This is a genomic window from Klebsiella sp. X13 (genome assembly GCF_003323835.1).
GTDB lineage: Bacteria > Pseudomonadota > Gammaproteobacteria > Enterobacterales > Enterobacteriaceae > Klebsiella > Klebsiella ornithinolytica.
In genome coordinates, this window is record NZ_CP030874.1 from 4,655,974 (window position 1) to 4,668,407 (window position 12,434).

Annotated in this window: 14 protein-coding genes; 11 read left to right on the forward strand and 3 right to left on the reverse strand. The window is 60.3% G+C overall.

Features of this window, described 5'->3' with window-relative positions; all coding sequences use genetic code 11:
- Nucleotides 1-4: 4 nt before the first annotated feature.
- Together DSD31_RS22195 and DSD31_RS22200 are read right to left on the reverse strand one after the other, a co-directional pair.
- Nucleotides 5-925, reverse strand: coding sequence for a dihydrodipicolinate synthase family protein (locus DSD31_RS22195; protein ID WP_004857580.1), 921 nt, complete (start codon nucleotides 923-925; stop codon nucleotides 5-7).
- A gap of 151 nt (nucleotides 926-1,076) precedes the next feature.
- Entirely contained in the window at nucleotides 1,077-1,904 is an 828-nt protein-coding gene (locus DSD31_RS22200) for an AraC family transcriptional regulator (RefSeq protein WP_004857578.1), read from the reverse strand.
- A 310-nt stretch (nucleotides 1,905-2,214) separates the two neighbouring features.
- Here DSD31_RS22200 and DSD31_RS22205 point away from each other — a divergent pair, with 310 nt between their 5' ends.
- Genes DSD31_RS22205 through DSD31_RS22220 form a run of 4 tightly spaced genes read left to right on the forward strand, consistent with a single transcriptional unit; the run spans nucleotide 2,215 to nucleotide 5,774 of the window.
- Nucleotides 2,215-3,162 (forward strand): 4-hydroxyproline epimerase, encoded by a 948-nt coding sequence (locus DSD31_RS22205; protein ID WP_004857576.1) that lies wholly within the window; start codon nucleotides 2,215-2,217, stop codon nucleotides 3,160-3,162.
- Nucleotides 3,159-4,268: an NAD(P)/FAD-dependent oxidoreductase gene (locus tag DSD31_RS22210; protein WP_015585205.1), complete on the forward strand. Its 1,110-nt coding sequence runs from the start codon at nucleotides 3,159-3,161 to the stop codon at nucleotides 4,266-4,268. The genes DSD31_RS22205 and DSD31_RS22210 overlap by 4 nt, the downstream gene beginning before the upstream one ends.
- Nucleotides 4,265-4,528: a 2Fe-2S iron-sulfur cluster-binding protein gene (locus DSD31_RS22215; protein ID WP_015585206.1), complete on the forward strand. Its 264-nt coding sequence runs from the start codon at nucleotides 4,265-4,267 to the stop codon at nucleotides 4,526-4,528. Before DSD31_RS22210 ends, DSD31_RS22215 begins: the two co-directional genes overlap by 4 nt.
- On the forward strand, nucleotides 4,509-5,774 hold the full coding sequence (locus DSD31_RS22220) for an FAD-dependent oxidoreductase (RefSeq protein WP_048024215.1): 1,266 nt from the start codon (nucleotides 4,509-4,511) through the stop codon (nucleotides 5,772-5,774). Before DSD31_RS22215 ends, DSD31_RS22220 begins: the two co-directional genes overlap by 20 nt.
- Before the next feature lies 1 nt (nucleotide 5,775).
- Here the strand turns inward: DSD31_RS22220 and hpaR are convergent, their stop codons facing one another.
- Nucleotides 5,776-6,231 carry a homoprotocatechuate degradation operon regulator HpaR gene (gene hpaR, locus DSD31_RS22225; RefSeq protein ID WP_004857572.1) on the reverse strand — a complete coding sequence of 152 codons (456 nt, stop codon included), beginning with the start codon at nucleotides 6,229-6,231 and terminating at the stop codon, nucleotides 5,776-5,778.
- A gap of 289 nt (nucleotides 6,232-6,520) precedes the next feature.
- Here hpaR and DSD31_RS22235 point away from each other — a divergent pair, with 289 nt between their 5' ends.
- From DSD31_RS22235 to hpaI, 7 genes are all read left to right on the forward strand, one after another.
- Nucleotides 6,521-7,153: a fumarylacetoacetate hydrolase family protein gene (locus tag DSD31_RS22235; protein WP_015585208.1), complete on the forward strand. Its 633-nt coding sequence runs from the start codon at nucleotides 6,521-6,523 to the stop codon at nucleotides 7,151-7,153.
- On the forward strand, nucleotides 7,150-7,914 hold the full coding sequence (locus tag DSD31_RS22240; RefSeq protein ID WP_004857570.1) for a fumarylacetoacetate hydrolase family protein: 765 nt from the start codon (nucleotides 7,150-7,152) through the stop codon (nucleotides 7,912-7,914). Before DSD31_RS22235 ends, DSD31_RS22240 begins: the two co-directional genes overlap by 4 nt.
- Entirely contained in the window at nucleotides 7,911-9,377 is a 1,467-nt protein-coding gene (hpaE, locus tag DSD31_RS22245) for a 5-carboxymethyl-2-hydroxymuconate semialdehyde dehydrogenase (protein WP_015585210.1), read from the forward strand. The genes DSD31_RS22240 and hpaE overlap by 4 nt, the downstream gene beginning before the upstream one ends.
- A 71-nt stretch (nucleotides 9,378-9,448) precedes the next feature.
- Nucleotides 9,449-10,306, forward strand: coding sequence for a 3,4-dihydroxyphenylacetate 2,3-dioxygenase (gene hpaD / locus DSD31_RS22250; RefSeq protein WP_004857568.1), 858 nt, complete (start codon nucleotides 9,449-9,451; stop codon nucleotides 10,304-10,306).
- Between the two features lie 9 nt (nucleotides 10,307-10,315).
- The gene (locus DSD31_RS22255) at nucleotides 10,316-10,696 is read left to right on the forward strand and encodes a 5-carboxymethyl-2-hydroxymuconate Delta-isomerase (protein ID WP_032716515.1); all 381 of its coding nucleotides are present in this window, start codon (nucleotides 10,316-10,318) and stop codon (nucleotides 10,694-10,696) included.
- Between the two features lie 113 nt (nucleotides 10,697-10,809).
- Nucleotides 10,810-11,613 (forward strand): 2-oxo-hept-4-ene-1,7-dioate hydratase, encoded by an 804-nt coding sequence (gene hpaH / locus DSD31_RS22260; RefSeq protein WP_004857566.1) that lies wholly within the window; start codon nucleotides 10,810-10,812, stop codon nucleotides 11,611-11,613.
- Between the two features lie 10 nt (nucleotides 11,614-11,623).
- Nucleotides 11,624-12,421: a 4-hydroxy-2-oxoheptanedioate aldolase gene (gene hpaI / locus DSD31_RS22265; protein WP_004857565.1), complete on the forward strand. Its 798-nt coding sequence runs from the start codon at nucleotides 11,624-11,626 to the stop codon at nucleotides 12,419-12,421.
- The last annotated feature ends 13 nt before the right edge of the window (nucleotides 12,422-12,434 follow it).

Below are 12,434 nucleotides of genomic sequence, written 5' to 3' on the forward strand. Positions count from 1 at the left end.
CGCCTCACAGGCCCACGTCCGGCAGCACAGGACGCGTCGCCAGCGCCTGTTCCACGATGTTCACCACCTGCTGACGGGTCTCCCCTTCCAGCGCCAGACGCGGCGGACGGGTGACGGCGCTGCCGCGTCCCAGCAGCTCTTCGCACAGCTTGATGCACTGCACCAGATCCGGACGCGCATCGAGGTGCAGCAGCGGCATAAACCAGCGATACAGCGCCATGGCTTCGTCATAGCGTTTCTGTGCGGCAAGACGGAACAGGGTTTCGCCTTCGCGCGGGAAAGCGTTCGACATGCCGGAAATCCACCCTTCCGCGCCCACGGCGATGCTCTCCACCACCACATCATCCAGCCCGGCAAACAGCACGAAGCGGTCGCCGACGGTGTTACGCAGATCGACGAAACGACGGGTGTCCCCGGATGAGTCTTTGAAGCAGACGATATTGTCGCAATCGGTGAGGGTGGCGAGGATATCTGGCGTGACGTCGTTCTTGTAAATCGGCGGGTTGTTATAAACCATAATCGGCAGGTCGGTGGCGGTGGCCACGCTGCGGAAGTGGGCGGCGGTTTCGTGCGGCTTCGAGGAGTAGACCAGCGCCGGCATCACCATAATCCCGTCGACGCCAACGCGCTCGGCCTCTTTCGCCATCTTCTGTGCAAACGCGGTAGTGAACTCGGCGACCCCGGCGATCACCGGAATTTTGCCGCCCGCCGCATCTTTCGCCACTTCAATAATCTGCAGTTTTTCCTCGGTTGTCAGCGAGGTGTTTTCCCCGACGCTGCCGCACACCACCAGCCCGGAGACGCCGTCTCTGACCAGGTTTTTCATCACCGCATGGGTGGCATCTAAATCGAGGGAGTAATCTTGACGAAACTGCGTGCTGACTGCCGGAAATACGCCGCTCCAGTGAATCGCTTTTTTGCTCATGCTCGGTTCCTTGTCGTCATTTTGTTAAGTCAAAGTGAATGAATGGTGAATTTTCACTGACAGATTGACGTTTCATGGACCCGGCGGCTTGTCGGTTTTCTTCCAATACGATGACGAAATTAGCACAGTCGCAAAAAGTGTGAGCCGACGATTATCCCGCCAGCGTCAGGCGAAAATCGCGCGGCGTGGAGCCGGTCATCGCTTTAAATTGACGGCTGAAGGCGCTGTGATCGGTATAGCCGCACTGCAGCGCAATATCGGTAATCGGCGTCTCTCCCGCCAGCAGCTCGGTGGCTTTTTCGAGGCGGACCTTGTGGATCATTTGCCGCGGCGTGAGGTGAAAGATCCGTTTGCAATAGCGTTCGATCTGCGCCACGGACATGCCGCTTAACCCGGTCAGCTCTTCCATGGTGATCGGGCGATGGTAGTGGCGACGAATATGATCATCGACGATCGCCAGCCGCTGCCAGGCAGGATGTCGGGCATGCGCCTCCTGAAGATCGTGCGAGATCCCTGCCATGCCGATCACCTGGCCGTGAACATCGCGCAGCGCCAGCTTTTGCGTCAGACACCAGCCGCGTTCACGCCCGTTATAGAGGTGCATTTCGAGCTGGTCGCGCAGGGTCACCCCCTCTCTCAACACCCGCAGATCCTGTTCGGTATAGCCCTGCCCCAGCGCCGATGGAAAGACGTCGGCCGAGGTTTTGCCTAACAGCGAGGAGACGCTTTTAAAGCCGCAGCGACGAGCCAGCGTCAGGTTCGCCAGCAGGTAGCGCGCCTGGGCATCTTTGATAAAAAAAACCACATGGGGAATCGCGTTCAGCAGCGGCGCGATGAGCGCCAGCGCATTGAGCAACGATGGCATGTTTTCCGGGCGCTGGCGCGCCAGCCCTTCGCAAATCTGGCTCAGCTCATCCACGGCCAGATCCGTATCCTCAACCGGAGCGTGCTCCGAAGCAGCAGCAGTAACACAGAACATAAGGCTTCCTCATGGCGGGTGACGGGAGGATATTTATTCACCTTTTGGTAACACATCAAGCGGCAATACCGCGTTTTGCGATCCTGACTCCGGTTTATATTTTCCCCTGAGTACGCCGCTGGCGCGATCGCGACTTTCGGTTTACCACAGCAATAAGCGAATGATTAATAAGAAATAACTATGTCATTCATAAACAGGCGCCGCCGTTTATTGTGCCGATTTCGTCATTTTCTCTGGCGAAAGCGTTCAAGCCGGAGGCGGTCTGTTGCGCCAGCATGATGAAACAAATCGTTAACCTCCGGAGATAGCCATGACTGCGCCACGTCACCCCATTGAACTCAGAGCCATTGATTCTCATACCGGCGGCGAACCGACCCGCCTGATTGTGGACGGTTTTCCGGATCTCGGTAACGGCAGCATGGCGGAGCGCCGCGAACGTTTCGCCCGCGAATTCGATCGCTGGCGCCAGGCGGTTATCCTGGAGCCGCGCGGCAACGATGTGCTGGTGGGGGCGCTGCTGTGCAAGCCGGTCTCACCGCAGGCAACCGCCGGGGTGATTTTCTTCAACAATGCCGGCTTTCTGAACATGTGTGGGCATGGCACCATCGGGCTTATCGCTTCGCTGGCATGGCTTGGTCGCATCAAGCCTGGCACCCATCTGATTGAAACGCCGGTGGGCAACGTCAGCGCAACGCTGCATGAAGATGGCAGCGTCTCGGTGGAGAATGTTCCGGCCCGGCGCGGTAAAAAACAGCTCAGCGTCAGCACATCGGTGGGAACCGTCACCGGTGATATTGCCTGGGGAGGCAACTGGTTTTTCCTCATCAACGATCATCCCTTCACCCTCGAACCCGCCCAAATTCCGCAGCTTACCGAGTATGCGTGGGCCGTACGTGCAGGGCTGGAAGCCGCCGGGATCCGCGGCGATGACGGCGGCGAAATCGACCATATCGAACTCTTTGCCGACGCCGCCGATGCCGACAGCCGCAGTTTCGTACTGTGCCCGGGGAAAGCCTGGGATCGCTCGCCGTGCGGCACCGGAACCAGCGCCAAACTGGCCTGTCTGGCCGAAGATGGCAAGCTGCAGCCCGGCGAACTCTGGCGCCAGGCCAGTATTATCGGCAGTCAGTTTACCGCCAGCTATACGCGCAGCGACGCCGGTATCATTCCGACGATCCGCGGCGAAGCCTGGGTTTGCGGCGATACCCGGCTGATCCTCAACCCGGACGATCCCTTCTGCTGGGGGATCGTGTCGTGAACCACGGCGATGTCATCGTGATCGGTGCCGGGATCGTCGGCGCCGCCTGCGCATGGCAGCTGGCGAAACGCGGGCAAAAAGTGATTTTGCTCGACGATCGCCAGCCGGGCGCCACCGCAGCCGGCATGGGCCATCTGGTGTGTATGGATGACGATCCCGCCGAACTCGCGCTCTCCGCCTGGTCACTGGCATGCTGGCGCACCCTCACGCCGCGGATGCCCGAGCGCTGCGCCTGGCGCGGCTGCGGCACTCTGTGGCTGGCGGAAACTCCCCAGGAGCTGGAGATTGCCCGGGAGAAGCAGCGGCGAATGGCCGCATATCAGGTCTCCAGCGAGATGCAGACCCCCACACAGTTGACGCAGCGAGAACCGCTGCTGCGTGCCGGCCTGCAGGGTGGGCTGTGGGTGCCCGGCGACGGTATCGTCTATGCCCCTGAAGTCGCGCGCTGGTTTATCGCCGACGCGGGAGACAACCTGACCTGTCTCAGCGAAGGCGCCACGGAAATCGCCGAGCCGGCGGTGACGCTGACCAGCGGAAAACGGCTGCGGGCGCCGGCTATCGTGGTCGCCTGCGGCCTCGGCGCCAATGGGCTGCTGGGGGAAAACTGGCTGCGGCCCAAGAAAGGTCAGCTGGCGATCACCGACCGCTACGGCCCGTTACTCCATCATCAGCTGGTCGAACTGGGCTACGGCGCCAGCGCCCACGGCGGCGGTACCTCGGTGGCGTTTAACGTGCAGCCGCGCCCCACCGGACAGCTGCTGATCGGCTCTTCGCGGCAGTTTGATCACTCAGAACGCCAGCTGGATTTGCCGCTGCTGGCACAGATGCTCGACCGTGCCCGGCACTTCCTGCCCCCCCTCGCCGGGCTGAATATTATCCGCTGCTGGAGCGGCTTTCGCGCCGCATCAGAGGACGGAAATCCTCTGATTGGTCCCCACCCGTCACGTCCCGGTCTGTGGCTGGCGCTGGGTCATGAAGGGCTCGGCGTCACCACCGCCCCCGCCAGCGCGGCGCTACTCGTCGCCCAGCTATTGGGCGAACGCAGTCCGTTAGCCCCCGACGCGTGGCTCCCGGCCCGCCTGCTGAAAAAAGAGGCTATCGCATGAGCCAGACTATCCCGGTGATGATTGAAGGTGAAAAACGCGATGTGCCGGTGGGAATCAGCGTCGCGGCAGCGCTGTCATTGACGGCGAATCCCACCACACGCATAGCCGTCGGCGGCCAGCCCCGCGCCCCTTTTTGCGGCATGGGCATTTGCCAGGAGTGTCGGGTGACCGTCAACGGACGGCGGGTACTGGCCTGCCAGACGCTGTGCCAGCCCGGAATGACGATTGAAAGGAGCTGCCATGCAAACCCTGCGTTGTGACATTCTGATTCTCGGCTCCGGCCCGGCGGGTCTCGCCGCCGCGCTGGCGGCCGCATCCTGCGGTAAGCAGGTCGTGATCCTCGACGATAATCCGCGCCCCGGCGGGCAGATCTGGCGCGAGGGTCCGCAGGTGCAGCTCCCTGCTCTGGCACGCCGCTACCGGGAAGCCGTTGCCGCGGAGAAAAACATCACCTCGCTGAACGGCGCCCGGCTTATCGCCCGCCCTTCGGCACATCGCGTCCTGTTCGAAACCGCCGACGACAGCGGGGTTGTCGAATGGCAAAAACTGATCCTCTGCTGCGGCGCACGCGAACTCTCGCTGCCTTTCCCCGGCTGGACGCTGCCCGGCGTCACCGGCGCCGGGGGGTTACAGGCGCAAATTAAACACGGTCTGACGCTGCGGGGGCAAAAGGTGGTGATTGCCGGCAGCGGTCCGCTGCTGCTGGCGGTGGCCGCAACGGTGAAAAAAAGCGGAGGTGAAGTTCGACAAATTGTTGAGCAGGCCCCGCTCAGCGCCTTACTGCGTTTTGGCAGCAGCCTGTGGCGCTGGCCGGAAAAACTTCGCCAGCTGGCCACCCTCGCCCCGCGACGCTATCTCAGCGGTAGTCAGGTGATTCGCGCCCATGGCGAGACGCAGCTTGAAGCCATTACGCTGCGCGATGCTCGCGGCGTAGAGCGGACAATCGCCTGCCAGCGGCTGGCTATCGGTTACGGCCTGGTACCCAATATTGAAACCGCGCTGCACTTCGGCTGCACGATAGCTGACGAGGCAATAGCGGTGAATCGCTGGCAGCAGACCAGCGTCGCCAACATCTACGCCGCGGGCGAATGCACCGGCTTCGGTGGCAGCGAACTGGCGCTGGCAGAGGGTGAAATTGCCGGCTTTGCGGCAGCTGACGCCGAGGCTTGCGCCCAGGCCCACTTTGCCCGTCGCGAGCGCTGGCAGACATTTGCTCAGGCGGTCAACCGCACATTCACCCTGGCAGAGAGCCTGAAAAACGCCTCCACGCCGGATAGCCTGCTGTGCCGCTGTGAAGATGTGCGCTGCGGCGAAGTAGCCGATGCCGATAGCTGGCACCAGGCAAAACTGACCCGCCGCTGCGGAATGGGCGCCTGTCAGGGGAAAACCTGCGCGACCACCGCCCGCTGGCTGTACGGCTGGCCGCTACCGCAGCCGCGCGAACCGCTCTCTCCCGCCAGAACCGAAACCCTTATCGCGCTGGCCGACCCCCGAACGATGCGCTGATCTACTCTTCCTCATCACTTTCATCACTGCGCCCGGCGCCCTGACGGTTGCCGAGCGCAATAAACTCTTCCAGCAGCGCGGTCAGCTGCTGCATCTTTTCACTGGTGAACTGCGCTTCAATCAGGCGATAGGCCTCTTCCACCTGCGCCTGCGCGCTTTCATACAGCGTGTAGCCCGCCGGCGTCAGCGAAATATACAACTTGCGCTGATCGTTGACCGGCTTGAGACGCAGCACCAGACCGTCGCGCTCCATACGGGTCAGAATACCGGTCAGGCTGGGGCGCAGGATACAGGCGCGGAACGCCAGATCGTGAAAGTCCATCGACGGATTTTCCGCAAGGATGCGCACAATACGCCACTGCTGCTCGGTGAGATTATGGCGTTTAACGATCGGTCGGAAATGGCCCATCGCCGCTTCCCGCGCCTGCAACAACGCAATGGTTAACGAATCATGCATCACATACCCTCAACATCGCACTCTTATGTTTATTAATAAGTTAATAATTAGCGCCTATCCTGCCATGACGCAACCGGTTTCTGCACCTGAAAAGTACCAGCCGAGACGACAAAAAACCATAACAAACTGATTAATAACATATAAAATTTTATACTGTAAATTTATTGTTAATCAGATCACAAAACATTCACTTCTGTTTGCCAAACTCCGCCACAAGGAATAAAAGATGATCATTAACATATTAATGAATATCCCTTAGCATCCGACATCAGTACCAGAGGAGTGGTGAATGAAAGGTACCATCTTCGCCGTTGCGCTCAACCATCGCAGCCAGCTTGACGCCTGGCGCGATGCGTTCCAACAGGCCCCTTACAAAACGCCGCCGAAAACCGCGGTCTGGTTTATCAAACCTCGCAATACCGTCATCGGCGCCGGCGAGGCAATTCCCTATCCGCAGGGTGAAACCGTGCAGAGCGGCGCAACCGTCGCGCTGATTGTCGGCAAAACCGCGCGTAAGGTTTCCGCCGACGCCGCCGCCTCTTTTATCGCCGGCTATGCGCTGGCCAATGACGTCAGCCTGCCGGAAGAGAGCTTTTACCGCCCGGCGATTAAGGCCAAATGCCGCGATGGCTTCTGCCCAATCGGTTCCCTCGCCCCGGTGGATAGCGTGGACAATCTGACCATCATCACTGAAATCAACGGCCGCGAGGCCGACAGCTGGAATACCGGCGATCTACAGCGCAATGCCGCCGAACTGTTAAGCGCGCTGAGCGAGTTTGCCACCCTGAATCCCGGCGATGCCATTCTGATCGGCACCCCTCACGCCCGCGTCACGCTGCAGCCCGGCGATCGCGTGCGGATCCTCGCCGAAGGTTTCCCGGCGCTGGAAAACCCGGTTGTTGCAGAAGGAGAGCTGGCATGAAACAGGCACGTATTGAATGGCAAGGCGCTCGCTACGACGTACAGGTCGATGAACGCGACCAGGTTCGCCTCGCCGATGGCACCCTGCTTCAAGCAGGCGACTTTCGCTGGCTGCCTCCCGCCGACGGAACGCTGTTCGCGCTGGGTCTGAACTATGCCGACCACGCCAGCGAGCTGGAGTTTAAGCCGCCGGAAGAGCCGCTGGTCTTTATCAAAGCGCCGAACACCTTTATCGGTCATGAACAAGAGTCGGTACGCCCGGACAACGTGGAGTACATGCATTACGAAGCCGAACTGGTGGTGGTGATAGGCAAAACCGCGCGCCGCGTCGCCGAAGCCGATGCCATGGACTATGTCGCCGGCTACACCGTCTGTAATGACTACGCCATTCGCGACTATCTGGAAAATTACTACCGGCCGAATCTGCGGGTAAAAAGCCGCGACACCCTGACCCCTATCGGGCCGTGGATCGTGAGCAAAGAGGCGATCCCGGATCCGCATAACCTGACTCTGCGAACCTGGGTCAACGGCGAGCTGCGCCAGCAGGGCACGACGGCCGATCTGATCTTCAGCATCCCGTTCCTGATCGCTTACCTGAGTGAATTCATGACCCTGCAACCGGGCGACATGATCGCCACCGGCACGCCGAAAGGGCTGTCCGACGTGGTGCCGGGTGACGAAGCGATCGTCGAAGTCGAAGGCGTCGGCCGCCTGGTCAACCGCATCATCAGCCAGCAAGCGTATGAGGAGAAGCTGTCATGAAAAAAATTAACCATTGGATCAACGGCAAAAACGTCGCGGGCGCAGAATATTTCCATACCACCAACCCGGCCACCGGCGAAGTGCTGGCGGAAGTCGCCTCCGGCGGTGAAGCCGAAGTGAATCAGGCCGTTGCCGCCGCGAAAGAAGCGTTCCCGAAATGGGCCAACCTGCCGATGAAAGAGCGCGCGCGCCTGATGCGCCGCCTGGGCGATCTGATTGACCAGAACGTCCCGGAGATCGCGGCGATGGAAACCGCCGATACCGGCCTGCCGATTCATCAGACCAAAAATGTGCTGATCCCGCGCGCTTCGCACAATTTCGAGTTTTTCGCCGAAGTGTGCCAGCAGATGAACGGCAAGACCTATCCGGTTGACGACAAGATGCTCAACTACACCCTCGTGCAGCCGGTCGGCGTATGCGCGCTGGTGTCGCCGTGGAACGTGCCGTTTATGACCGCCACCTGGAAGGTCGCGCCGTGCCTGGCGCTGGGCAATACCGCGGTGCTGAAGATGTCTGAGCTGTCGCCGTTGACCGCCGATCGTCTGGGCGAACTGGCGCTGGAAGCCGGTATTCCGGCCGGCGTACTCAACGTGGTGCAGGGCTACGGCGCCAGCGCCGGCGATGCCCTGGTGCGTCATCACGACGTCCGCGCAGTGTCGTTTACCGGTGGTACCGCCACCGGGCGCAACATTATGAAAAATGCCGGTCTGAAGAAGTACTCCATGGAGCTGGGCGGTAAATCACCGGTGCTGATTTTTGAAGATGCCGATATCGAGCGCGCGCTGGATGCCGCCCTGTTCACCATCTTCTCAATCAACGGCGAACGCTGTACCGCCGGGTCGCGCATCTTCATTCAGCAGAGCATCTACCCGGAATTCGTTAAACGCTTTGCCGAACGCGCTAACCGCCTGCGCGTCGGCGACCCGACCGATCCGAATACCCAGGTCGGGGCGCTGATCAGCAAGCAGCACTGGGAAAAAGTCTCCGGCTATATTCGCCTCGGCATCGAGGAAGGCGCCACCCTGCTGGCCGGCGGCCCGGACAAGCCGTCCGATCTGCCTGCGCATCTGCAAGGCGGCAACTTCCTGCGTCCGACGGTGCTGGCGGACGTCGATAACCGCATGCGCGTTGCGCAAGAAGAGATTTTTGGCCCGGTGGCCTGCCTGCTGCCGTTTAAAGACGAAGCGGAAGGGCTGCGCCTGGCGAACGACATCGAGTATGGCCTGGCGTCCTACATCTGGACCCAGGACATCAGCAAAGTGCTGCGTCTGGCGCGCGGTATTGAAGCCGGCATGGTGTTCGTCAATACCCAGAACGTCCGCGACCTGCGCCAGCCGTTTGGCGGCGTGAAAGCCTCCGGCACCGGCCGCGAAGGCGGCGAGTACAGCTTTGAAGTGTTCGCCGAAATGAAAAACGTCTGTATTTCCATGGGTGACCATCCGATCCCGAAATGGGGCGTATAACCGTCATCCGTCGAGCCGCACCCTGGCGGGCTGCGGCTCATACTATTCAGGTTATGTAAGGAGAACACCGCATGGGCAAATTAGCGTTAGCCGCCAAAATCACTCACGTGCCGTCAATGTATCTCTCTGAACTGCCGGGGAAAAATCATGGTTGTCGTCAGGCTGCCATCGACGGCCATAAAGAAATTGGCAAGCGCTGCCGAGAAATGGGCGTCGATACCATTATCGTTTTCGATACCCACTGGCTGGTCAACAGCGCCTACCACATTAACTGCGCCGACCATTTCAAAGGCGTCTATACCAGCAACGAACTGCCGCACTTTATCCGCGATATGACCTACGACTACGACGGCAACCCGGAGCTGGGTCAGATGATTGCCGACGAAGCGGTCAAACTGGGCGTGCGGGCGAAAGCGCACAACATCCCCAGCCTGAAGCTGGAGTACGGCACGCTGGTGCCGATGCGCTACATGAACAGCGATAAGCATTTCAAAGTGGTGTCGATTTCCGCGTTCTGCACCGTTCACGATTTTGCCGACAGCCGCAAGCTGGGCGAAGCCATCGTTAAAGCCATTGAAAAGTATGACGGTACCGTGGCGGTCTTCGCCAGCGGCTCACTGTCGCACCGCTTTATCGACGACCAGCGCGCCGAAGAGGGGATGAACAGCTACACCCGCGAGTTTGATCATCAGATGGATGAACGCGTGGTCAAGCTGTGGCGTGAAGGCAAGTTCAAAGAGTTCTGCACCATGCTGCCGGAATATGCCGACTACTGCTACGGCGAAGGCAATATGCACGACACGGTGATGCTGCTCGGCGTGCTCGGCTGGGATAAATATGACGGCAAGGTGGAGTTTATTACCGACCTGTTCGCCAGTTCCGGCACCGGCCAGGTCAACGCTGTGTTCCCGCTTCCGGCCCAGGCGTAAGGAGCCACCATGCCGCATTTTATCGCTGAGTGTACCGACAACATCCGCGAACAGGCTGATTTACCCGGCCTGTTCGCCCAGGTCAATCAGGCGCTGGCCGCTACCGGCATCTTCCCGCTGGGTGGCATCCGCAGCCGCGCCATCTGGCTGGACACCTGGCAGATGGCCGACGGCAGGCAGGATTACGCCTTCGTGCATATGACGCTGAAAATCGGCAGCGGGCGTAGCCTGGAGAGCCGTGAAGAGGTCGGCGAAATGCTGTTTGGGCTGATAAAAAGCCACTTCGCCGCTCTGATGGAGAGCCGCTATCTGGCGCTGTCATTTGAGATTGAAGAACTGCACCCGACGCTGAACTACAAACAGAATAATGTCCACGCCTTGTTTAAATAGCGCGCCACCGGGTCGACAACGGCCAGAACAATGCACCAACCGTAGGCCGGGTAAGCGTAGCGCCACCCGGCGCCGCGACACCGCGACACCGAACGAGGTAACAGGAAGCCACTATGCTCGATAAACAAACCCGCACCCTGATCGCCCAGCGACTGAATCAGGCCGAAAAACAACGTGAGCAGATCCGCGCGATCTCGCTGGATTATCCGTCGATCACCATTGAGGACGCCTACGCCGTCCAGCGCGAGTGGGTTGAGATGAAGATCGCCGAAGGGCGGGTGCTGAAGGGCCATAAGATCGGCCTGACCTCAAAAGCGATGCAGGCCAGTTCGCAAATTAGCGAGCCGGACTACGGCGCGCTGCTCGATGATATGTTTTTTCACGACGGTAGCGACATTCCGACCGACCGTTTTATCGTGCCGCGGATTGAAGTCGAGCTGGCTTTCGTGCTGGCGAAACCGCTGCGTGGTCCGAACTGCACCCTGTTCGACGTCTATAACGCCACCGACTATGTGATCCCGGCGCTGGAGCTGATCGACGCCCGCTGCCACAACATCGATCCGCAAACCCAGCGCCCGCGCAAAGTCTTCGACACCATCTCCGATAACGCCGCCAACGCCGGGGTGATCCTCGGCGGGCGGCCGATTAAGCCCGACGAGCTGGATCTGCGTTGGATCTCCGCCCTGCTGTACCGCAACGGGGTGATCGAAGAGACCGGCGTTGCCGCCGGGGTGCTCAACCATCCGGCAAACGGCGTCGCCTGGCTGGCGAATAAGCTGGCGCCATACGATGTCCAGCTGGAAGCCGGGCAGATCATCCTCGGCGGCTCGTTTACCCGCCCGGTACCGGCGCGTAAGGGTGATACCTTCCACGTCGATTACGGCAACATGGGCGCAATCAGCTGCCGCTTTGTGTAAGGGGAAGATGATGAATAACACGTTTAAAGAGGCGCTGCAGGCCGGACGGCCACAAATCGGCCTGTGGCTGGGGCTGTGCAGCAGCTACAGCGCCGAACTGCTGGCCGGCGCCGGGTTTGACTGGCTGCTGATTGACGGCGAACACGCGCCGAATAATGTACAAACGGTGTTGACCCAACTGCAGGCGATCGCCCCCTACTCCAGCCAGCCGGTGGTTCGCCCGTCGTGGAATGACCCGGTGCAGATTAAGCAATTGCTGGATATCGGCGCACAGACGCTGCTGGTGCCGATGGTACAAAACGCCGAAGAAGCGCAGCTGGCGGTGAAAGCCACCCGCTATCCGCCGGCCGGTATTCGCGGCGTCGGCAGCGCCCTGGCGCGCGCTTCTCGCTGGAACCGCGTTCCGGACTATATCCATCAGGCCAACGATGCCATGTGCGTGCTGGTGCAGATTGAAACTCGCGAGGCGTTGAAAAATCTACCGCAGATTCTCGCGGTAGAAGGCGTCGACGGCGTGTTTATCGGCCCGGCGGATCTGAGCGCGGATATGGGCTTCGGCGGTAATCCGCAGCATCCTGAGGTGCAGGCGGCCATTGAAAGCGCCATCGTCCTGATTCGCGAGGCGGGTAAAGCCCCGGGCATTCTGATGGCCAATGAACAGCTGGCGAAACGCTACCTCGAGCTGGGGGCGCTGTTCGTCGCCGTCGGTGTCGATACCACCCTGCTGGCCCGCGGCGCAGAAGCGCTGGCAGCACGGTTTACCGACGCAATCACCACCACAACTGATAACAATAAATCCGTCTACTGAACGGATAATGTGG